The organism is Streptomyces sp. NPDC005151, from assembly GCF_053599875.1.
Map to the genome: position 1 here is coordinate 184,436 of NZ_JBSFYR010000002.1, position 21,581 is coordinate 206,016.

20 protein-coding genes and 2 pseudogenes are annotated in these 21,581 nt (G+C 70.9%); 15 read left to right on the forward strand and 7 right to left on the reverse strand.

Annotated features, from left to right (window positions below; all coding sequences use genetic code 11):
• Positions 1-295: 295 nt before the first annotated feature.
• From ACWD6R_RS02395 to ACWD6R_RS02410, 4 genes and pseudogenes are all read left to right on the forward strand, one after another.
• Positions 296-1,387, forward strand: coding sequence for a quaternary amine ABC transporter ATP-binding protein (locus ACWD6R_RS02395; RefSeq protein WP_451816965.1), 1,092 nt, complete (start codon positions 296-298; stop codon positions 1,385-1,387).
• Positions 1,380-4,007 carry an ABC transporter permease/substrate binding protein gene (locus ACWD6R_RS02400; protein ID WP_451816966.1) on the forward strand — a complete coding sequence of 876 codons (2,628 nt, stop codon included), beginning with the start codon at positions 1,380-1,382 and terminating at the stop codon, positions 4,005-4,007. The genes ACWD6R_RS02395 and ACWD6R_RS02400 overlap by 8 nt, the downstream gene beginning before the upstream one ends.
• 333 nt (positions 4,008-4,340) lie before the next feature.
• A complete protein-coding gene (locus tag ACWD6R_RS02405) occupies positions 4,341-4,886 on the forward strand; it encodes a helix-turn-helix domain-containing protein (RefSeq protein WP_451816967.1) in 546 nt (181 codons plus the stop codon).
• Positions 4,887-5,041: 155 nt separating this feature from the next.
• Positions 5,042-5,988, forward strand: a pseudogene (locus tag ACWD6R_RS02410) (IPT/TIG domain-containing protein).
• A gap of 45 nt (positions 5,989-6,033) precedes the next feature.
• Here ACWD6R_RS02410 and ACWD6R_RS02415 read toward each other — a convergent pair.
• Both ACWD6R_RS02415 and ACWD6R_RS02420 read right to left on the reverse strand, forming a co-directional pair.
• Positions 6,034-6,262, reverse strand: a pseudogene (locus tag ACWD6R_RS02415) (transposase); the annotation flags it as partial.
• Positions 6,263-6,308: 46 nt separating this feature from the next.
• A complete protein-coding gene (locus ACWD6R_RS02420; RefSeq protein WP_451816968.1) occupies positions 6,309-7,463 on the reverse strand; it encodes a TDT family transporter in 1,155 nt (384 codons plus the stop codon).
• Between the two features lie 70 nt (positions 7,464-7,533).
• Here ACWD6R_RS02420 and ACWD6R_RS02425 point away from each other — a divergent pair, with 70 nt between their 5' ends.
• A complete protein-coding gene (locus tag ACWD6R_RS02425; protein ID WP_451816969.1) occupies positions 7,534-8,463 on the forward strand; it encodes a LysR family transcriptional regulator in 930 nt (309 codons plus the stop codon).
• Between the two features lie 308 nt (positions 8,464-8,771).
• Here the strand turns inward: ACWD6R_RS02425 and ACWD6R_RS02430 are convergent, their stop codons facing one another.
• Entirely contained in the window at positions 8,772-9,125 is a 354-nt protein-coding gene (locus tag ACWD6R_RS02430) for a hypothetical protein (protein WP_451816970.1), read from the reverse strand.
• Between the two features lie 2 nt (positions 9,126-9,127).
• Complete coding sequence (locus ACWD6R_RS02435; RefSeq protein ID WP_451816971.1) at positions 9,128-9,823, reverse strand: gamma-glutamyl-gamma-aminobutyrate hydrolase family protein; 696 nt, start codon at positions 9,821-9,823, stop codon at positions 9,128-9,130.
• A 109-nt stretch (positions 9,824-9,932) separates the two neighbouring features.
• Between ACWD6R_RS02435 and ACWD6R_RS02440 the strand changes: the two genes are divergently transcribed.
• The 5 genes from ACWD6R_RS02440 (at position 9,933) to ACWD6R_RS02460 (ending at position 13,973) form a co-directional block, all read left to right on the forward strand.
• On the forward strand, positions 9,933-11,300 hold the full coding sequence (locus ACWD6R_RS02440) for a glutamine synthetase family protein (RefSeq protein WP_451816972.1): 1,368 nt from the start codon (positions 9,933-9,935) through the stop codon (positions 11,298-11,300).
• A 131-nt stretch (positions 11,301-11,431) separates the two neighbouring features.
• Positions 11,432-12,796 (forward strand): aldehyde dehydrogenase family protein, encoded by a 1,365-nt coding sequence (locus tag ACWD6R_RS02445; RefSeq protein WP_451816973.1) that lies wholly within the window; start codon positions 11,432-11,434, stop codon positions 12,794-12,796.
• A 6-nt stretch (positions 12,797-12,802) separates the two neighbouring features.
• On the forward strand, positions 12,803-13,591 hold the full coding sequence (locus ACWD6R_RS02450; protein WP_451816974.1) for a 3-oxoacyl-ACP reductase: 789 nt from the start codon (positions 12,803-12,805) through the stop codon (positions 13,589-13,591).
• 14 nt (positions 13,592-13,605) lie between these two features.
• Entirely contained in the window at positions 13,606-13,827 is a 222-nt protein-coding gene (locus ACWD6R_RS02455) for a DUF2510 domain-containing protein (RefSeq protein WP_451816975.1), read from the forward strand.
• The gene (locus ACWD6R_RS02460; protein WP_451817073.1) at positions 13,773-13,973 is read left to right on the forward strand and encodes a hypothetical protein; all 201 of its coding nucleotides are present in this window, start codon (positions 13,773-13,775) and stop codon (positions 13,971-13,973) included. The genes ACWD6R_RS02455 and ACWD6R_RS02460 overlap by 55 nt, the downstream gene beginning before the upstream one ends.
• 23 nt (positions 13,974-13,996) lie before the next feature.
• Here ACWD6R_RS02460 and ACWD6R_RS02465 read toward each other — a convergent pair whose 3' ends face one another.
• On the reverse strand, positions 13,997-15,199 hold the full coding sequence (locus tag ACWD6R_RS02465; RefSeq protein ID WP_451816976.1) for an amino acid deaminase/aldolase: 1,203 nt from the start codon (positions 15,197-15,199) through the stop codon (positions 13,997-13,999).
• Positions 15,200-15,753: 554 nt separating this feature from the next.
• Here ACWD6R_RS02465 and ACWD6R_RS02470 point away from each other — a divergent pair.
• Both ACWD6R_RS02470 and mycP read left to right on the forward strand, forming a co-directional pair.
• A complete protein-coding gene (locus ACWD6R_RS02470) occupies positions 15,754-16,650 on the forward strand; it encodes a hypothetical protein (RefSeq protein WP_451817069.1) in 897 nt (298 codons plus the stop codon).
• Positions 16,647-17,837 carry a type VII secretion-associated serine protease mycosin gene (gene mycP, locus ACWD6R_RS02475; protein ID WP_451816977.1) on the forward strand — a complete coding sequence of 397 codons (1,191 nt, stop codon included), beginning with the start codon at positions 16,647-16,649 and terminating at the stop codon, positions 17,835-17,837. Before ACWD6R_RS02470 ends, mycP begins: the two co-directional genes overlap by 4 nt.
• 19 nt (positions 17,838-17,856) lie before the next feature.
• On the opposite strand, the gene ACWD6R_RS02480 is transcribed toward mycP, so the two are convergent.
• Entirely contained in the window at positions 17,857-18,561 is a 705-nt protein-coding gene (locus ACWD6R_RS02480; protein WP_451816978.1) for a serine hydrolase, read from the reverse strand.
• Positions 18,562-18,571: 10 nt separating this feature from the next.
• On the opposite strand from ACWD6R_RS02480, the gene ACWD6R_RS02485 reads away from it, so the two are divergent.
• A complete protein-coding gene (locus ACWD6R_RS02485) occupies positions 18,572-18,838 on the forward strand; it encodes a hypothetical protein (RefSeq protein WP_451816979.1) in 267 nt (88 codons plus the stop codon).
• Between the two features lie 37 nt (positions 18,839-18,875).
• On the forward strand, positions 18,876-19,652 hold the full coding sequence (locus ACWD6R_RS02490; protein ID WP_451816980.1) for an SseB family protein: 777 nt from the start codon (positions 18,876-18,878) through the stop codon (positions 19,650-19,652).
• Positions 19,653-20,045: 393 nt separating this feature from the next.
• Here ACWD6R_RS02490 and ACWD6R_RS02495 read toward each other — a convergent pair whose 3' ends face one another.
• Positions 20,046-20,408: a DUF1844 domain-containing protein gene (locus ACWD6R_RS02495; protein ID WP_451816981.1), complete on the reverse strand. Its 363-nt coding sequence runs from the start codon at positions 20,406-20,408 to the stop codon at positions 20,046-20,048.
• A 342-nt stretch (positions 20,409-20,750) separates the two neighbouring features.
• Here ACWD6R_RS02495 and infC point away from each other — a divergent pair, with 342 nt between their 5' ends.
• Positions 20,751-21,536, forward strand: coding sequence for a translation initiation factor IF-3 (infC, locus tag ACWD6R_RS02500; protein ID WP_451816982.1), 786 nt, complete (start codon positions 20,751-20,753; stop codon positions 21,534-21,536).
• The last annotated feature ends 45 nt before the right edge of the window (positions 21,537-21,581 follow it).

A 21,581-nucleotide genomic window follows, 5' to 3' on the forward strand; every position in this document is an offset into this window, starting at 1 on the left:
GCGTCGAGGAGCATTAGCCTCACACCCCGATGATGCCGCACCTCACTGACACCGACCCAAAAGTGAACTGCGTCACTGTTTTGTTTGGCTCGTGTAAGTGCGGGCAGGCGCGCCATCGGAGCGGACCACGTCGCCATTTCCACTGCAGCGCGTGCCAAGCGGACCGAATCCGCGCCGCTCCACGGTCTGCCGGAGGGGGTGGCAGACCGTTTTCGGTTCAACGCGTGAGGTGTATGTGTCAAGGCTGCAAGCCGACCATCTGTACAAGGTGTTCGGCAGACGACCCGATCAAGCCGTGCAGAAGCTCGAGAGCGGCACGGACCGCGACGCGCTGCGCGCCGACGGAACGACCGCAGCGGTGATCGACGCCTCGTTCACCGTGGAACCGGGCCAGATCTTCGTCGTGATGGGTCTGTCCGGATCCGGCAAGTCCACGTTGCTGCGGATGCTCAACGGGCTGCTGGACCCCACAGCCGGACGCGTGCTGTTCGACGGCCAGGACCTGACCGCCCTGAGCCCCCGTGAGCTCCGCGCCGTCCGCTCCTCGAAGATCAGCATGGTCTTCCAGCACTTCGCCCTGTTCCCGCACCGGAGCGTCCTGGAGAACGCCGGGTACGGCCTCGAAGTGCAGGGTGTGCCGCGCGCCGAGCGCGAGAAGCGCGCCGCCGAGGCGCTGGAGCTGACCGGCCTCGCCGGCTGGGAGAAGTCCTGGCCCGACGAGCTGTCCGGCGGTATGCAGCAGCGCGTCGGCCTGGCCCGCGCCCTCGCCACCGACGCCGACCTGCTCCTCATGGACGAGTCGTTCAGCGCGCTGGACCCGCTGATCCGCCGCGACATGCAGGACCAGCTGCTCGAACTGCAGAAGCGGCTGAAGAAGACCATCGTCTTCATCACTCACGACCTCAACGAGGCCATGCGCCTCGGCGACCGGATCGCCGTGATGCGGGACGGGAGGATCGTCCAGCTGGGCACCGCCGAGGACATCCTCGTCACCCCCGCCAACGACTACGTCGCCTCCTTCACCCAGGACGTCGACCGCTCCCGGGTGCTGACCGCGGGCGCCGTCATGGCCGAGCCGCACACCGTCATGGGCACCACGGGCGACGACGGCAAGGAACTCCGTACGCCCGACGACGTCCTCAGGGCGGCGCCGGCCACGGTCTCCGAGTCCACGCCGATCATCGAGCTGTTCACGCCGTGCTCGCGCAGTGGTGTCGCGGTCGCCGTGACCGACGCCAACGGCAAGCTCGTCGGGGTCGTACCCCGGTCCCGGCTGCTTGCCGTCCTCGGCGAGCCGATGACCCCCATCGAGCTCCCGCAGGACGCCACGACCACTGCGAAGCAGGACGCCACGACCACTGCGAAGAAGGTGGCCGCCGATGTTTAGGCTCCCGCTCGGTGAATGGGTGAACAGTGCGGTCGACTGGCTGCAGACCCACCTGGCCTGGCTGTTCGACGCGATCAGCTCCGTCGTCGGCGGCATGTTCGACGGCATAGCCGCCGTCCTCTCCGCCCCGGCCCCGCTGCTCTTCGCGGGCATCGTCGCCGTCATCGCCTGGTGGCTGCGCGGTCTGCTCGCGGGTGTTCTCGCCTTCGTGGGCTTCGCGCTCATCGACTCGGTCGAGCTGTGGGACGAAGCGATGGACACCCTCACACTGGTGCTCGTCGCGACCATCGTCACTCTGGCCCTGGCCGTCCCGCTCGGCATCTGGGCGGCGCGCTCCAGGACGGTGTCCGCGGTGACCCGGCCGGTCCTCGACTTCATGCAGACCATGCCCGCCATGGTCTATCTGATCCCCGGCGTCATCTTCTTCGGCGTAGGCGTCGTGCCCGGCATCATCGCCACCATCATCTTCGCGCTGCCCCCGGGCGTCCGGATGACCGAGCTCGGTATCCGCCAGGTCGACGGTGAACTCGTCGAGGCGGCCGAGGCCTTCGGCACCACCTCGCGCAACACCCTGCTGCGGGTGCAGCTGCCGCTCGCCCTGCCCACGATCATGGCGGGCATCAACCAGGTCATCATGCTCGGCCTGTCCATGGTGGTCATCGCCGGCATGGTCGGCGGCGGCGGCCTCGGCGGCTCCGTCTACCGCGCCATCGGCAACGTCGACGTCGGCCTCGGCTTCGAGGCGGGCATCTCCATCGTCATCCTGGCGATGTATCTGGACCGGATGACCAGCGCGCTGGGCCGCGAGGTCTCCCCGCTGGGCCGCCGCGCCCTCGCCAAGGCCCAGTCGGTGGCCGGCGGACTGAAGATCTGGAATTACCGTCCGCAGCCCGCCGTCGCGGTCGTCGGCGTCGTCGTCCTCGCACTCGTCGCCGGTGGCATGGGCATCTTCGGCTCGTCGAAGCAGGACACCGGTGCCGCCACCGACGCATCGAACGTCGGCAAGGGCAAGAAGATCAGCATGGGATACATCCCGTGGGACGAGGGCATCGCCTCCACCTTCCTCTGGAAGGAGCTGCTGGAGCAGCGCGGCTTCGAGGTCGACGTGAAGCAGTACGAGGCCGGCGCGCTCTACACCGGTATGGCGAACGGCCAGATCGACTTCGAGACCGACTCCTGGCTCCCGGTCACCCATGCCACGTACTGGAAGAAGTACCGGGACCGCCTGGAGGACATGGGCTCCTGGTACGGCCCCACCTCCCTGGAGCTGGCCGTCCCCTCGTACGTGAAGGGCGTCGACTCGCTCGACGACCTCAAGGGCAGGGCGTCCGACTTCAAGGGCCGCGTCGTCGGCATCGAGCCGAGCGCCGGTGAGACCGGGCTGCTCAAGGACAAGATCCTGCCAGGGTACGGCCTCGACAAGGAGTACAAGGTCGTCGACGGGTCCACGCCCTCGATGCTCGCCGAGCTGAAGCGCGCGTACGCCAAGAAGGAACCGATCGTCGTCCCGCTCTGGTCGCCGCACTGGGCGTACAACCAGTACGACCTCACCAAGCTCAAGGACCCCAAGAACCTCTGGGGCAAGGGCGACGGCATCCACACCCTGACCCGCAAGGGCTTCTCCGACGACAACCCGCACGTCGGCAGCTGGCTGAAGAACTTCAAGATGACCGAGGACCAGCTCACCGGTCTTGAGGCGAAGATCCAGACGACCGGCAAGGGCAAGGAGCAGGACGCGGTCCGCGCCTGGCTGAAGGAGAACCCGGGCGTCGCCGACAAGTGGACGCCCGTGGCCAAGGCGGCGAAGGGCGCGAGCGGCAAGGACGAGCGCGACCGTACGGTCGAGATGGCCTGGTTCCCCTGGGAGGAGGACATCGCCGCCACGTATCTGTGGAAGGCCGTCCTGGAGGAGCGCGGCTACAAGATCGACCTGAAGCAGTTCGAGGTCGGCCCGATGTACGCCGCGATGTCTCGCGGCCAGCTCGACGTGCAGTTCGACGGCTGGCTGCCGTACACCCAGAAGAATTACTGGAACACGTACGGCTCCCGGCTGACCGACCTCGGATCGTGGTACGGACCGACGTCGCTGGAGATCGCCGTCCCCTCGTACGTCAAGGGCATCGAGTCGTACAAGGACCTCAAGGGCCGCGGTGACGAGTTCAAGAACCGGATCATCGGTATCGAGCCCGGCACCGCCACCATGGCCAACCTGAAGAACAACGTGCTGCCCGCCTACGGCCTCGACAAGGAGTACAAGGTCGTCGACAGCTCCACGCCGTCGATGCTCGCCGAGCTGAAGCGTGCGTACGCCAAGAAGGAGCCGATCGCGGTCATGCTCTGGACGCCGCACTGGGCGTACAACGAGTACGACCTCACGAAGCTGAAGGACCCCAAGAAGGCCTTCGGCAACGGCGACACGATCCGCACGATCGCGAGCAAGGACTTCCCGAAGAACTACCCGCAGCTCACCAAGTGGTTCAAGGACTTCAAGCTCAGCGAGCAGCAGCTGGCCGGACTGGAGAACGAGATCCAGCAGCGCGGTACGGGTCACGAGGAGGAAGCCGTGAAGGCCTGGATGGACAAGAATCCGGGCATCGCCGACACGATGGCTCCCCAGTAAGGAGCCGGAACAGCCGGAACAGCCGGAAGTGTCCGTTCTCAACCAAGTCAGTCGACGGCGAGCGGCTGACTAGGGCGGACTAAGTTCGTTGAGACGGCCGCACCCGGTTCCGCCCACCCGTTTCGGCCCGGTGGCCTGCGACGAGTGGATTCGTTGAGACGGATCCGTATGCGACTCGGTTGGACGAGACGGGACAGGAAGGGGTGGGCGCCGTCATGGGGGCGGGCCCACCCCTTCCGGCTGCCGCGATGTTCATTTACCGGCTGTCCTTGCGCAACCGTGTGCGTAAGGTGCTGGCAGCCGGAAGGATGACGAGTTGGGAGGGAGCTGGACATGGACGACAAGGAATCACTCCGCGTGGGCGCCGCGGTCCGCCGACGGCGCAGATCCCTGGGGCTCACACTGGCCGCGGTCGCGAGCCGCAGCGGCCTGTCCGTGCCGTTCCTCAGCCAGATCGAGAACGAGAGGGCCCGGCCCAGCGCCCGGTCGCTGGACCGGGTTGCCGACGCCCTGGAGACCACCACGGCACGGCTGCGCGCCGCTGCCGACTCGGCGCGCGCCGTCGAGGTGGTCCGGGCGGGCGAGGGGGACGGGGTACGCCGAGTGGTGCGCGGGCGGCATCAGCTCAGCGCGCTGGAGTTCACCGGCGAGATCGACCTCGGCCGGGAGTTCCAGCACCGCAACGACGAGGTGATGTACGTGGTGGACGGCGCCGCGGAGGTGGAGGCGGAGGGGCAGGCCTACCGGCTGGAGCGCGGCGACACGCTGTTCCTGTCAGGTGGGGTACGGCACCGCTGGCGGGCCACGGTGCCGGGGACGCGGCTGCTGCTCGTCGCAGTCGCGGAACACGTCGACGCCACGAACGACCCGAGACGCTGAGACCCGGTGCCCCAACCGCTGCCTGTTCGCCCGCCACGCCGGCCCTGACGGCGTCCCGCACGCTGACCACGGCGAGCAGGCCGCGCTCGGGGCCCGCGGCGCCGACCCTCACCGGGCTTGCTCCGAATCAGGGGCCGGTCTCGGGTGGGACGACGGTGACCTTGACCGGCACCAATCTGACCGGGACGACCGCGGTGAGCTTCGGCGGTACGGCGGCGGCGTCGTTCACGGTGGTTTCCGCCACCCAGGTCACCGCCACCACACCACCCGGAACCGCAGGACCCGTCCAGGTCACGGTCACCACCCCGGGCGGCACCAGTGGCGGCCTCGCGTACTTCTACGTCAACGCGCCGACTCTCACGTCCGCGGCTCCGAGTCAGGGGCCGGTCTCGGGTGGGACCGTGGTGACCTTGACCGGCACCAATCTGACCGGGGCGACCGCGGTGAGCTGCGGAGGCGCGGCGGCGGCGTCGTTCGGGGTGGGCTCCGCCACCCAGATCACCGCTATCACGCCACCCGGAATCGCGGGGCCGGTCCAGGTCACGGTGACCACCCCGGGGGGTACCAGCAACGGTCTCTCCTACTTCTTCCTCAACCCGCCGGCTCTCACCGCGCTTTCTTCCAGTCAGGGGCCGGTCTCGGGTGGGACGACGGTGACCCTGACCGGCACCAACCTGACCGGGACGACCGCGGTGAGCTTCGGAGGCGCGGCGGCAGCGTCGTTCACGGTGGTCTCCGCCACCCAGATCACCGCCACCGCCCCAGCGGGCAGCGGATCGGTGCAGGTCACCGTGACCACCCCGGGCGGCACCAGCAACGGACTCTCCTACACCTATGTCGCGGCGCCGACCCTCACCGCGGTTGCTCCGAGTCAGGGGCCGGTCTCGGGTGGGACGACGGTGACCCTGACCGGCACCAACCTGACCGGGACGACCGCGTGAGCTTCGGCGGTACGGCGGCGTCGTTCACGGTGGTCTCCGCCACCCAGGTCTCCGCCACCACGCAGGCCGGAATCGCGGGGCCGGTCCAGGTCAGGGTCACCACCCCGGGCGGCACCAGCAACGGACTCACCTACAGCCGGATCCAGCCGCCCGGCATCTGACACTTCCGCAAGCTGTCGCACCAGACCACTCCCCGACCCACCTGGGGCGATCCGGTCGCGGCGTTCGGGGATCGTGGTGGCGATGCCCCGACGCCGCAGGATCCGGCGGATCGACCTGCTGGAGTGGGCCTTGTCGGCCAAGACCCGATCCGGTGCCATGCGGAGCCGGCCCGCTTCTGGGAACACGGATCTGGTTCAGGACCGCTTCGAACGCGGTCGTGTCGCTGACGTTTCCGGGCGTGAGCACGATCGACAGCGGCAGGCCGCGGCCGTCCACGCGTTTCCCGTGCTGCCCGCCGCACTCGTCGACGGGCGGTATCTCACGTGGCACGGGCCGTCACTGGCCGCGGCGCCTGCGGCGCTGCGAGCAGCGCTCCGCCGAACAGTCCGCGCAGTGTACGGAGCCCGGTCACGGCCCAGGCCGTCACCAGCAGCACGTACAGCGCGACGGCCAGCCAGGTGAACGCCGTCAGACCGGTGTGCCGGGCCAGCCCCGCGGCGCCCGTGACACATGTGCCGACCGGGAAGGTGAAGCCCCACCAGGTCATGCTGAACGTCATGCCGCCCCGTACCGCGCGCACCACCATCGACACGGCCAGCGCCAGCCACAGGAGCGCGAACCCCATCACCGGCACCCCGTACAGCACGGCGAACGCCCCGAGCGCGGAGGCGTACGGCGCCCCGATCGCGCCCGGCGCCGCATCGGCGAGCTGACCGACCGCGGTCGTCGACTGGCCCAGCGGACCGAGGACCAGGAACAGCGTGGGGGTCAGGGCGAGGGGCAGCGGACCCTGGTGGACGAGCCGCGCGAAGATCAGCGGCAGCATCACCAGCGTCGCCAGCAGGCTCAGTCCGAACATCGCGTAGCAGGCGAGCAGCATCGCCTCCTGCCACTGACCGGAGGGCAGCTCCGGCACCAGCAGCGGGCCGAGTGCCGCGGAGACCATCGGCGCCACCACCGGCAGCAGCCAGACCGGCGACGCGGTCCCGGGCGCCGGACGGTGGCGTACGACCATCAGATACGGGATCGCGACCGCGACGGCCAGGCCGATCGCCGTGCCCGCGCTGTAGAGCACCACGTCCACGGCGAGGGCAGCTCGATGCCCGAGAACATCCCGGCCGACCACCATGGTGGAGCCGCCGACGGCCAGCAGCGCCATCGAGAGGCAGCCGTAGAACGGGGCGACGGCCGGGTCGAGGAGATGGGCGCGGGCCTGGTCGCGGTGGGCGGACCAGTGCCCGGCACGGGCGGCGAGAACCGCGGCGAGCAGCACCGCGGCGAGCGCCCACACCACCGTGCAGGCCGCCCGCAGCCCGGGCACGTGCACGGGAAGCGCCGCGCCCGCGCCGGCCACGATGGCCGTGCCCATGACCGTCGCGTACCAGTTGGGGCCGAGGTACCGCAGAGAAGGAAGCCGCACAGCGGCGGAGTGCGGGGCGCTCGTCTGCGCGCGGGTCTGCGAAAAGATGGCCATGCCACGATCTTTGTTCCGGAGGCCGTCCCCCACCAGGGAGCTTGTCCCTATGAGGCCATAAGCTGGCTTTATGCTCAGCGACGCGCCCGCACCTGTCCTCCTGTCCCACCGGGTCCCCGACCTCGGAGCGCTGGAGCTGCTGCTCGCCGTCGCCCGGCACGGCAGCCTGGGACGCGCGGCACGGGACGTCGGCATCACCCAGCCCGCCGCCAGCAGCCGCATCCGGTCGATGGAGCGACAGCTCGGTGTGGCCCTCCTCGACCGGTCGCCGCGCGGCTCCCGGCTCACCGACGCGGGCGCGCTCGTCACCGACTGGGCGCGCCGGATCGTCGAGGCCGCCGAGGCGTTCGACGTGGGCGCGCAGGCGCTGCGCGACCGGCGCGACTCGCGGCTGCGGGTCGCCGCCTCCATGACCATCGCCGAATATCTGCTGCCGGGCTGGCTGATCGCCCTGCGCGCCGAACGGCCGGACACCGCGGTCTCGCTGCTCGCGGGCAACTCGGCGGCGGTCGCGGAGCGGCTGCTCGCCGGCGAGGCCGACCTCGGTTTCGTGGAGGGGCTGTTCATACCGGAGGGCCTCGACGGCACGGTCATCGCGCACGACCGCCTCGTCGTCGTGGTCGCCCCGTCCCACGCGTGGGCCCGCCGCCGCACACCGCTGACCCCGCAGGAACTGGCCGCGACCCCACTGATCCTGCGCGAGCGCGGCTCCGGCACCCGACAGGTCCTGGACGCGGCACTGGCGGTGCACGGCGGGCTGGCGCAGCCACTGCTCGAACTCTCCTCGACGACAGCGGTGAAGGGCGCGGCGGAGAGCGGTGCGGGACCGTGCGTCCTGAGCGAACTGGCGCTGGGGGAGGAGCTGTCCTCGCGGCGGCTGGTGAAGATCCCGGTGGCGGGGGTACGGCTCCGACGCCAACTGAGGGCGGTCTGGCCTTCGGGGCACCGTCCCACGGGCCCGGCCCGCGACCTGCTCGCGCTGACGGCGCGCGAGGCGTAGTACGGCGCGCGAGGCGTAGTACGGCAGCGGGAGGGGACCGGGGCGTCCTGTTGCCGTCCCGTGCTCGAACACCGGACGGGCCTCCTACGCGTCCGGCGCGGGACCGGCCTGATGCGCGGACGGCCTGATATTCGGTTGGCCCGGCTCCGGCTCCGGCTCCGGGCCAAGATGCGCAGATGAACGTGACCGCGCCTCCCGCAACCGGCGTCCGCCACCACTGGGCCGATCTTCCGGACGTCGTACGCAGCGCCGTTGAGGACATTCTCGGCGCCCGTGTCGTCGACGCGCGGAACCAGAGCGGCGGGTTCTCACCGGGCGTCGCCGCCCGGATCCGGCTCGCCGACGGGCGGCGCGCGTTCGTCAAGGTGGTCAGCGCCGAGGTGAACCCCGGCAGCCCCGACCTGCACCGCGCCGAAGCCCGCATCACCGCCGCTCTCCCGCCCGACGCCCCCGCACCACAGCTGCTGGGCTCGTACGACGACGGAACCCGGGTCGCCCTCGTCCTCCAGGACGTCGGCTACTTCGTCGCGCACTCGCTGATGCCGGACCCGCCGGGGCTGCCGACCTTCCGGGCGTTCCAGGGCGCGCAGGGGGGCGGCGGCACTGGGGTGGCTGCGCGGCAGGCTCGTACGGCGCACGCCGTAGCCCGCCGACCGGCGCACGGTCAGCCCCGCATCGACGCCGCCACCAGCGCCTGCATCACCCGCAAGTCGTCACCCATCTCCGGATGCCACTGCACCCCCAGCACCCACTGCGGCCCCGGGGATTCGATGGCCTCCACCGTGCCGTCCGCCGCGTGGGCCGACGCCACCAGGTCCGGAGCGAGCCGGTCCACGGCCTGGTGGTGGTAGGTCGGTACGGGGGACTCCTCGGGCACGATCGACGCGTACAGCGTTCCCGGAACCGGTGTCACCGGGTGGGCGCCGAAGACTCCGGTCGTGTCCAGCGGGCCGGTGTGGCCGTTCAGGTGCTGGATCAGAGTGCCGCCGAGCGCCACATTGAGCAGCTGCATACCGCGGCAGACGCCGAGCAACGGCGTACCGGACTCCAGCGCGGCTCCGATCAGGGCCAGCTCCCAGGCATCGCGCTCCGGTGCGGGCGGCCCGGTCCGCGGATGCCGGTCGGCTCCGTACCGTACGGGGTCCACATCGGGCCCGCCCGCGATCACCACCGCGTCGAGCCGGGCGACCACCGAAGCCGCGAGGTCCGGATCGTCCGGTGGGAGGAGTACAGCCAGACCGCCCGACTCGCGGACCAGGCGTGCGTAGTCCGCCGGCAGCAGCGTCGCGGGCAGGTCCCAAACGCCCCAGCGCGCCGAAGCCTCCAGATAAGCGCTGATTCCAATCAGCGGATGGTTCATCCGATCCCTCTCTCACACGGCACGCGGAACGCATCGGCACCGTATCCAAAGCTCTTGCGCTACCCATAGGTTTGGATCACCTATCGGCCTGCGAGGAGAGGATCCATCCGTGTCCGACCGAACAGCTCCGCTCGCCGTCGAAGAACTGCGTGTCCTTGTCAGAAGCGCTGAGATCGACACCGTGGTCCTGGCCTTCCCCGACATGCAGGGAAGGCTGCAAGGCAAACGGTTCGCGGCACCCTTCTTCCTCGACGAAGTCATGGAGCACGGAACCGAGGGCTGCAACTACCTCTTGGCCGTGGACACTGACATGAACACCGTCGACGGATTCGCGATGTCCTCCTGGGAGCAGGGCTACGGCGACTTCGCGCTGCACCCCGACCTCACCACCCTGCGTCGGGTTCCCTGGAACCCGGGCACCGCGATGGTCATCGCCGACCTCGCCTGGGAGGACGGTTCACCCGTCGTCGCCTCACCCCGTCAGATTCTCCGCAGACAGCTGAAACGACTCGCGGGCCACGGCTACACGGCGCATGTCGGCACCGAGCTCGAATTCATTGTCTTCAAGGACACCTACGAGCAGGCCTGGGACCGCAACTACCGCGATCTGACTCCGGTCAACCAGTACAACGTCGACTACTCCGTCCTCGGCACCGGCCGCATCGAGCCGCTGCTGCGCCGCATCCGTAACGAAATGGCTGCCGCGGGTCTCACCGTCGAGTCCGCGAAGGGCGAGTGCAACCCCGGGCAACACGAGATCGCGTTCCGTTACGACGAGGCCCTGGTCACCTGTGACCAGCATGCCATCTACAAGACGGGCGCCAAGGAGATCGCCGCCCAGGAGGGCGTCGCGCTCACCTTCATGGCCAAGTTCAACGAGCGCGAAGGCAACTCCTGCCACATCCACCTCTCGCTCCAGTCCATCGACGCGGCCGGGCGCAACGCCATGGCGGGCGAGGACGGCGACATGTCCCCGGTGATGCGCCACTTCCTCGCCGGACAACTGGCCGTCCTGCGCGTTTTCTCCCTCCTCTACGCACCGAACATCAACTCCTACAAACGCTTCCAGCCCGGCTCCTTCGCCCCGACCGCCGTCGCTTGGGGCCACGACAACCGAACCTGCGCGCTCCGTGTCGTCGGCCACGGCCGCTCGATGCGCTTCGAGAACCGGCTGCCCGGCGGCGACGTCAACCCCTACCTCGCCGTTGCCGGAATGATTGCAGCAGGCATCCATGGCATCGAGAACCGTCTCGAACTCCCCGAGCCGTGCGAGAGCAACGCTTACACCGCCGACTACGACCACGTCCCCACCACGCTGCGTGAAGCCGCCGAACTCTGGGGGCGGGGCGAGGTGGCGAAAGCCGCCTTCGGAGAAGAAGTCGTGGCGCACTACCGCAATATGGCGCGCGTCGAATCCAAAGCCTTCGACGCGGCGGTGACCGACTGGGAGCTCCGCAGGGCATTCGAGAGGCTCTGACCGGGCGTATCGCCGGTCCGCGCACTGCCACTTCCCGATCTTCCTCGACAGCCGGCGAAGGATCAACAACGCCAACTTGTCAGTGCGCAGTGATGGACGCCCCGTTTCTTCGAATGTGAATGAGGTAACCGTTGTCGAACGAGCGCCGCATCATCAATCCAGCGACCGAAGAGACCATTGCGACCGTCGTGGACTCGACCTCGTACGAGGTTCATGAGGCAGTCGTCCGAGCCGCGGCCGCGCAGCGCACCTGGGCGGCGGCGGCCCCCGCCGACCGCGCCCGGCTGCTGCGCCGCTTCGCCGTCGTCGTCGACGAAAACCGCGAGGAACTGGCCCGGCTGGAGGTCCGCGAGGCCGGTCACACCCTCGCCAACGCCCGCTGGGAGGCGGGCAACGTCCGCGATCTGCTCGACTTCGCCGCCGGGGGAGTGGAGCGGCTGAGCGGCCGGCAGATCCCGGTCCCCGGCGGCATCGACCTCACTCTGCTCGAACCCCTCGGTGTCGTCGGCGTGATCGCCCCGTGGAACTTCCCCATGCCGATCGCCGCCTGGGGCGCCGCCCCCGCGCTCGCCGCGGGCAACGCCGTCATCCTCAAACCCGCCGAGACCACCCCGCTCACCGCACTGCGGCTCGCCCGACTGGCCGTGGAAGCGGGCCTTCCCGAGCACCTCCTCCAGGTGCTGCCCGGCGCGGGCGACGTAGCGGGCAACGCCCTCGTCGAGCACCCCGGCGTCGCCAAGATCGTCTTCACCGGCTCCACTCGCGTCGGCAAACAGATCATGGCCAGGTGCGCCGCGCGCGTGAAGCGGCTGACCCTCGAACTCGGCGGCAAGAGCCCCAACATCGTCTTCGCCGACGCCGATATCGAGGCCGCCGCGGCCGCCGCCCCCATGGCGTTCCTCGACAATGCGGGCCAGGACTGCTGCGCCCGCACCCGCATCCTCGTCGAACGCTCCGTCCACGACCGCTTCCTCGGACTCCTCGCCCCCGCCGTCGCCTCGGTCGTCGTCGGCGACCCGTCCGACGAGAAGACCCGGATGGGCCCGCTGATCTCCGGGACCCAGCTGGAACGCGTACGGTCGTACGTCCCCGAGGGCGCGAGCGCGATCCGCGGCAGCGCCCCCGAGGGCCCCGGCTTCTGGTTCCCGCCCACCGTGCTGACCGACGCCGACCCGGACTCCCCGGTGGCCACCGAAGAGGTCTTCGGACCGGTCGCGGTCGTCCTGCCCTTCGAGGACGAAGCGGACGCCGTACGACTCGCGAACGCCACCGAGTACGGCCTCGCCGGCTCGCTCTGGACCCGTGACGTCGGCCGCGCGCTGCGCGTATCCCAGGCGGTGCGGGCCGGGAACCTGTCCGTCAACTCCCACTCCAGCGTCCGCTACTGGACCCCGTTCGGCGGCTACAAGCAGTCCGGTCTCGGCCGGGAACTGGGCCCCGACGCCCTCACTGCCTTCACCGAAACCAAGAACGTCTTCATCAGTACGGAGGCCTGAACCCGCATGACCACAGACACCGAGAACATCTGCCGCCGCCTGGTCGGCCGCGCCGCCGTCATCACCGGCGCCGGCAGCGGCATCGGCCTCGCCACCGCCCGCCGCTTGGCATCCGAGGGCGCCCACGTCGTCTGCGCGGACATCGACGAGATCGCGGGCAAGGCCGCGGCCGACGAGGTGGGCGGCCTCTTCGTACGCACCGATGTCACCGACCCCGAACAGGTCGAGGCGCTCTTCAAGGCCGCCTACGACACCTACGGCTCCGTCGACATCGCCTTCAACAACGCGGGCATCTCGCCGCCCGACGACGACTCCATCCTCACCACCGGGCTCGAGGCATGGAAGCGCGTCCAGGACGTCAACCTCACCTCCGTCTACCTCTGTTGCAAGGCCGCCCTGCCCTACATGCGACGGCAGGGCCGCGGCTCGATCATCAACACCGCGTCTTTCGTGGCGATCATGGGGGCGGCCACCAGCCAGATCTCGTACACCGCGTCCAAGGGCGGCGTCCTCGCCATGTCCCGCGAGCTCGGTGTGCAGTTCGCCCGCGAAGGCATCCGGGTCAACGCACTCTGCCCCGGGCCGGTCAACACCCCGCTGCTCCAGGAGCTGTTCGCCAAGGACCCGGAGCGCGCGGCCCGCCGGCTGGTGCACATCCCGATCGGCCGGTTCGCCGAGGCGACGGAGATCGCCGCCGCGGTCGCGTTCCTCGCCAGCGACGACTCCTCGTTCGTCAACGCCACCGACTTCCTCGTCGACGGCGGAATCTCCGGCGCGTACGTCACGCCCGTCTGATCCCGTCCGCTTCGGTGCGGGACGACCGGCCGGGCAGGCGCCCGCGTACGCCTCAAGCAGCCCGCCCGGAGCCCCCGTTGACAGCGGAACTCCAGAGTGGAGGCACGAGCGACGGGACCCCGCCCGGCCGGTATCCGGACGCCGCCGCACCGGGTACCGACCGGTGGTGGGACGGCACGGCATGGACCGCCCGGACACCGCCGCACCGCAGCAGCCGGTCCCGCCCCCGTACATGAACCACGGCAGCTGTGGTGGTGGCGGGGGCGGCGACGCCGGCCCCGACGGGCCGCCGCGCTCTCTCATGGACACCCTCACCCAGGGCATCCGGCCGATCGACGACAGCGAGCCGAGCGGCGGTGTCGGCAGCTCCGTGGCCCCCTGATCCCCGCGCCTCGGCCGGACAGGTCAGAGGAACGACTGCCTTTCGCCCCGGTACGTCGGCACGGTCGCCGTCACCCGGTCGCCCTCGATCAGCTGCAGCTCGTCGAAACGCTCGCACAGCTCACCGGCCTTCGCGTGCCGGAACCACACCTTGTCGCCGATCAGCAGATCGTCGGCCGGGGCGCCGAGCAGCGGCGTCTGCACCTCGCCCGGACCCTCCTGCGGGTCGTAGCGCAGTCCCTCCGGCAGATACGGGACAGGCAGCCGGTCCGCACCCGCGGCCCCCGATGCCGGGTAGCCGCCGCCGAGCACCGTCACCACACCCACGCCGGGCCGCCGCACCACGGGCTGCGCGAACAGCGCCGCCGGGCGGGCGGTGAACGACGTGTAGTTGTCGAACAGCCGCGGTACGTAGAGCCCCGACCCGGCCGCGATCTCGGTCACCGCGGACTCCGCCGCCGTGTGCTGCACGCTGCCCGTACCGCCGCCGTTCACGAACTCCAGGTCCGGCGCCACCGCGCGCACCGCCCGGACCACCTCCGCCCGCCGGGCCGCCAGCTCCTTGCGGGCCGTCGCCTGCATCAGCCGGATCGCCCGGGACCGCAACGGCCGGCCCGCGACCGCGTCCCCGACCCCGGCGATATGCCCCTCGTACGCCATCAGACCGACCAGCCGGAAACCGGGCCTGCGCGCCACCGAGCGCGCCAGCCCCGCCAGCTGGGCGGGGGAGCGCAGCGGCGAACGCCGCGCCCCGATCCTGACCCGGCCGCCGAGCAGCTGCAGCGAGGTGTCCAGCTCCAGACAGACCCGGATCTCCTCCTGGCCACCGGCCCGCGCCGCGTCGATCAGTTCCAGCTGTGCGTGGTCGTCCACCATCACCGTCACCGCGGCGGCGAGCTTCGGGTCGGCGGCCAGCTCGGCGAAGGCGGACCGGTCGGCCGACGGGTAGGCCAGCAGGACGTCGTCGAACCCGGCCCGGGCCAGCCACAGCGACTCGGCCAGCGTGAACGACATGATCCCGGCGAAGCCCGGCCGTGCGAGCACCCGCTCCAGCAGGGTCCGGCAGCGCACCGACTTGCTCGCGACCCGGATCGGCTTTCCCGCCGCCCGGCGGACGAGATCGTCGGCGTTCGCGTCGAAGGCGTCCAGATCGACGACGGCGATCGGGGCGTCGAGGTGGGCGGTGGCCCGGTCGTAGCGGGTCCGGTCGGCGGCACGCGCAGTCATGGCCGCAGCTTGCCAGACGCCACTACCGCTGGGTAGGGGGACGATCTGGGCAGATCCCAAGGGGCTGCGGCGCCCCGCTCCCACCTGACCCCTCCCAGCCCGTAGAGTGACGGGCACGCGGTCACCAACGGGCCTGCCTGTGAAGGTGATCCGCGAGCGGTACGGAACGTGGACCAGGGGGGCGGATGAGTACCGAGGCGCAGCGCGCTCCCGTGCCGCCCCGCCCGACGACGCCACCCCGCCCGGCCGGACCCCCGGACGAACCGGGGCACAGGGCGGAGCCGTCGGCCCCGGCCCTGCCCACCGCGTCCCCGGCCCAGGCGACCCCGGGCCCGAATCCGGCGCAGCATCCCGTTCCGCTGCAGAGCCAGAACCGGAGCCGGACCGAGAACCGGCCCCAGAGCCCGGTCCCGGAGCAGAGGCCCGTGGAGACGACCACCCGGCTCCGTCCCGTGAGCCCGATCGCCGCCCCCACCCCCAGCCCTGCCCCCGCACCCCCTCCGCCCCGCCCCGAGGCGCCGCCCGCCGCGACCCGCCGTCGGCCGGTCGGTGCCGTGGATCTCACACCGCGGCCCGGCGCGATACCGTCCCCGCCGCACCCGGGCGGCCATGTCCCGTACCCCCACGGCCACCGCCCGTACCCCGCTCCCGAGACGCCCACCGAGACCACCACCCGGCTGCGCCCCGTCCCCACCCGTCACCCGGCCAGGTCCGCGGCCGCCGCGGCCTGTGTCGTGCTCGGGCTCGGGCTGATCGGCGGCGCGGTCACCGGGGCCTGTCTCACCAGCGAATCCTCTGCCGATCCCGGCGCCCGTGACCCGTACGTCACCGGCCGCACCGCCTGGCGTGACATCCCCGTGGACACCCTTTTCCCGCGCACCCTCAAGGGCGAAGGCGCGGGTCCCGGCGGTGCGGACCGGGTCTGGACCCGGATCGGCGTCGCCCCGGACAGCGGCTGCACGAGCGGGCTCGACCCCCTGCTCCTCAAGACGCTCCGACCGGTCGGCTGCGAACGGCTGCTGCGAGCCACGTACGCCGATGCCACGTCCAGCAGCGTCACCACGGTCGGCATGGTCTTCACCGAGGGCGGAACCGACGCGATGAGGGCGCTGAGCACCCGCTTCGCCGACCAGCACCTCGACACCCGCACCGACCTCATGCCCCGTACGTACGCCGTCAAGGGCACCGCTGCCGCCGGGTTCGGCGACGGGGAGCGCGCCACCTGGACCGTCCATGTGCTGACCGAGGTGCCGGTCGTCGTGTTCGCCGTCTCCGGCTTCGCCGACGGGCGTACGGTCACCGACCCGCAGCCCGTCGCCAAGGCGCTGGCCGCGGACTCCACGACGGCCGTGGCGCAGGCAGGTCTCGGTCATGAGGCCAAGGGCATCGCCGACCGGATCGAGCGCGGGCTGCGCCGGACCGTCACCGACCTCTCGGAGAAGCCGCGATGAGCAGCCGACGCCGTCACCGCCGCGCACTCGGCGCGGCCTGCGCCGCCACCGCGTTCGCGCTGCTGCCCGCCGTCCCCGCCCGCGCGGACACGATCCGGCCCCAGCAGTGGGGCCTCCAGGCGCTCCACACCGACCGGGTCTGGCAGACCACCAGGGGCAAGGGGATCACCGTCGCCGTCGTCGACACCGGGGTCGACGACAGCCTCCCCGACCTGGCGGGCCAGGTGCTGCCCGGCAAGGACGTGATCGGTTTCGGCGCCCGGCGCGGCGACCGTTCCTGGGCCCGGCACGGCACCGCGATGGCCGGCATCATCGCGGGCCGCGGTCACGGCGTCGGCCGCGGTGACGGGGTGCTCGGCATCGCCCCCGAGGCGAAGATCCTTCCGGTCCGGGTGATCCTCGAAGCCTCCGACCCGTCCCGCGCCAAGGCCCGCGAGTCCCGCGGTACGGCCCTGGCCGACGGCATCCGCTGGGCCGCCGACCACGGCGCCGACGTCATCAACCTCTCCCTCGGCGACGACAGCGAGTCCGCACACCCCGATGGCGGTGAGGACGCCGCCATCCAGTACGCGCTGAAGAAGGGCGCCGTCGTCGTCGCGTCGGCGGGCAACGGGGGCGAGAAGGGCGACCACATCTCGTATCCCGCCGCCTACCCCGGTGTGATCGCGGTCGCCGCCGTCGACCGGTACGGCACGCACGCGGCGTTCTCCACCCGCCGCTGGTATGCCACCGTCAGCGCCCCCGGCGTCGACATCGTCGTCCCGTCCCCCGACCGTCACTACTACATCGAGTGGGGAACCTCGGCCGCCTCCGCGTTCGTCTCCGGCGCGGTCGCGCTGGTCCGGGCCGCCCACCCGGGGCTGTCGCCCGCCCAGGTCAAGACGCTCCTCATGGACACCGCGCGCAACTCACCCGAGGGCGGCCGCGACGACTCCCGGGGCTACGGCATCGTCGACCCGGCCGCCGCGATCAAGGCGGGCGGCACGCTCCGCCCGGCCGGTCTCAAAGCCGATTCGGCCGCGTCCGCCGGCTACAGCAAGCGGTACTTCGGTCCCGGCCCCATCCCGCAGCACAAGGACGGAGCTCCCGCCGGCTGGCTCGCCCCGGTCGCGGGCGGCCTCGGAGCCGTACTGCTGGCGCTGGCCGTACTGCTGTGGCGCGGCAGGAAGCCCTCCGTGCGCCGCTGAAGCAGAGCCGGGGGCGCGCTCACCGCGCCTCGTCGAGCATCCTCACCGCGGCCTTCGCGACCGACTCCACCCGCTCGATGCCCGTCTCCTTCGTCGGCTGCCCGGCGGAGAGCACCGCCACCAGATACGTGTGCCCGTCGGCCTTCACCTGCCCGATGCTGTTGATGTCCCACAGCCCGGTGGCACTCCGCGGCATCCAGCCGTTCTTCAGCGCCCAGTCGCTGCCCGCCGCCGACACCCCCCAGTGCTGGTCGGCCGCCACGTGGCGCATCAGCCCCTGCAGATACGTACGGGAGGACCAGGTCAGCTTCGAATGCGTACCGAACACCGTCTGCAGCAGCTTCAGCTGATCCGCCGACGTCGTCTGCGTCAGCCCCCAGGCGTGGGCGGCGGTCGTGCTTGTCAGGCCGAACCGCTGGTTGGCTGCGTCGAGTCCGGCGGCCCCGCCGATCGCCTGCATCAGCCAGGTCGCGGCGTCGTTGTCGCTGTTCTCGATCATGGTGACGGCCCGGCTGCGCTCGTAGCCGGTGAGCTTCCGCTCGTCGTCCTGGGCCTGCAGCAGCAGTGCCGCGAGGATGTCGACCTTGACGATGCTCGCGGTGGCGTACATCCGCTTCCCGTACACCGCGTCGGCGCCGCTGTCGGTGTCCAGCACCGCGGCCGACATGATGGAGTCACCGGTCAGCGGCGCCACCGCCGCTGCCAGCTCCGCGTCGAGATCCACCTGGGGCTCCTTGCTCGTCACCACCGGGGCCGGCGACGTCGGAGCCAGTGAGTCCGTGGCCGACGACGCGGGCGCCGTCGACGATACGGAGGCCACGGGGCGGGGCGCCGCATCCGAGGACCGGCCCACCGGATACATGCCTCCCGCGGCCGAACCTGCCGTCAGGACCACGGCCGTCATGGCGGCGGACAGCGCGGATGTACGTATTTTCGGTATCGACAGGGGCATGGAGCGGACGCTGGGAAGAGGACCTGGCAGAGGACTGTGGCGCACCTGAGGACATCGTGAGAAACCGCACCGACTACGCTCGCCCTGTGGCGCTGAAGAACATTCCGGATCCCGGTTACTCCGACGACGACGGCACGGCCGACCCCGCACTCTCCGCGGCGCTCGCCGCCTGGGCCGAGGACCGGACGGCCGTCGGCCCGGTCCTTGAAGCGCTCAAGGGAGCCAGGCTCCTGGTCCCCGTCGTCGCAGTCCTCGGAGAGGTGGAGGAGGTCGAGGAGGACAGTCGCGAGGCGCCCGGCAAGGGTGGTGGTGGGCGACGGGTGGGCGGGCTGCGCCGCGAGAAGACGAGCGACATGGCCGTCCCCACCCTCCAGGCCGGTGACCGTCGCGCACTGCCCGCTTTCACCTCCACCGCCTCGCTGGCCCGCTGGGACCCGCAGGCCCGCCCCGTCGCCGTACCCCTGCACCAGGCGCTGCAGGCGGCCGCACACGAGAAGGCGGACACGGTGGTGCTCGACCTCGCCGGTCCTGTGGCGTACGAACTGACCGGTTCCGCGCTGCTCGCCCTTGCCGAGGGCCGTACCAGCGCCGACCCGCTGGACGATCCGGCGGTCACCTCCGCGGTACGGGACGCGGTCGCCGCCGAGCCCGCCGTGCTCCGCGCCCACCTCGTCCCGGGACGGTCGGGCGGCACTCTCGCCCTGGTCCTGGCGCCCGAAGCGGCCCCCGCCGAGACGGCCCGCCGGGTCGCGGAATCGCTCGCCGCCGACGAGGTCCTGCGGGCACGCCTGGTGCGGGGCCTGGACCTTGCGCTGCTTCCGGCCGACATGATCGCGCCCGGTGAGCCCCTCTTCACACGCTGATCACCCGACCGGCCCGACGCGCGCGAACAGCCGCCCCGGCGGTGTGGTCGCGGCGCCGGTGGACCAGCTGACCCACCCCGCCCCGGGGGGTGCGGAGTTCAGCAGGGCGTGACGCGGGGATGCAGTGAGCCCCTGCCCGGACGGGCAGGGGCTCACGGTCGTACGGAGGGGAGGAGAGGGGCGGCGGCTCAGAGCCTGTCGGGTGGCCTTCGATCGGATAGCGGACGCGGTCTGGTGCGTGCGATTCCAAGGCGCCGGAAGGTCCTCGGATGGGGTCTCCCCTGCTCGAACGAAGCTGAGAGCTTGGGGAAGGAGCTACTAGGGCATTTCGTCAACGCGGGAAGCGTGCGTACCAGGGCGTGGCCGCCCGATCAGAGGTCACCCGACAGGCTCTCAGCCGAAGACGGGGCCGGTGTACTTCTCGCCGGGGCCCTGGCCCGGCTCGTCCGGTACCAGCGAGGCCTCGCGGAACGCCAGCTGCAGCGACTTCAGTCCGTCCCGCAGCGGCGCCGCGTGGAACGAGCTGATCTCCGTGGTGCTCGCGTCCAGCAGGCCGGCCAGGGCGTGGACCAGCTTGCGGGCCTCGTCGAGGTCCTTGTGGTCGTCGCCGTCCTCGGTGAGGCCGAGCTTCACGGCGGCCGCGCTCATCAGGTTGACGGCGACCGTCACGATCACCTCGACCGCGGGGACCTCTGCGATGTCGCGGGTCATGTCGTCGAAGCCGGGGGTTTCACTGCTGGGGGTCGCGTCACTCATGCGCCATACGATAGGCCCACGCCGGCACGGCTCCGTCTGCGGGAGTGGGCTGCGGCAGCCGGTTAGCGCCCGCCCTGGGGAGCTGCTAACCTGGTGTAACGACCGGCTGGGCAGCTATGAGCCCGGCCCACAAGTGGAGGCTCCGATCTCCCACCTGACCATCCTCCGGGACGGCAGGTCACCGGTCAGGTGGCGCCCATCGTTCCGTACGGACGATGGAGCCGCCCGATGCGCCCCGCGGTTGACCGCGGCGGTGTTCCGGTTTTCCAGGAGCCCCGCCTGTGTCCCGTCCGGGGCATTTTTCATGCACTGGTGCGGTTGGTCTCACGAAACAGACGTTACGTGGCTGTCTGCCAGGCGGCCGCGTGGTGCTACCGAGGAGGATCCATCAGCGCCGAGCCCCGCATCAACGACCGGATTCGCGTTCCCGAGGTGCGACTTGTCGGTCCCAGCGGCGAGCAGGTCGGGATTGTTCCGCTTGCCAAGGCCCTGGAACTCGCACAGGAGTACGACCTCGACCTGGTCGAGGTGGCGGCGACCGCCCGTCCGCCCGTGTGCAAGCTCATGGACTACGGGAAGTTCAAGTACGAGTCGGCCATGAAGGCCCGTGAGGCGCGCAAGAACCAGGCGCACACGGTCATCAAGGAGATGAAGCTCCGGCCGAAGATCGACCCGCACGACTATGACACCAAGAAGGGTCACGTCGTCCGGTTCCTCAAGCAGGGCGACAAGGTCAAGATCACGATCATGTTCCGTGGTCGTGAGCAGTCCCGCCCCGAGCTGGGCTTCCGTCTGCTCCAGCGTCTCGCTTCGGACGTCGAGGAACTCGGCTTCATCGAGTCGAACCCGAAGCAGGACGGCCGGAACATGATCATGGTTCTGGGCCCGCACAAGAAGAAGACCGAAGCCATGGCCGAGGCCCGTGAGGCCCAGGCCGCCCGCAAGGCGGAGCGTCAGGGTTACACCCCGGACGCCGAGGCTGCTGCGGAAGAGGCTGCCGAGGCTCCGGCCGAAGCGCAGCCCGAGGCTCCGGCCGAAGCGCAGCCCGAGGCTCCGGCCGAAGCGCAGCCCGAGGCTCCGGCCGAAGCGCAGCCCGAGGCTCCGGCCGAGACACCTTCCGAGGCGTGACCTCAGGGGGCGCCATCCAGGCGGCCCCGGGTCCCCTCGGAATCC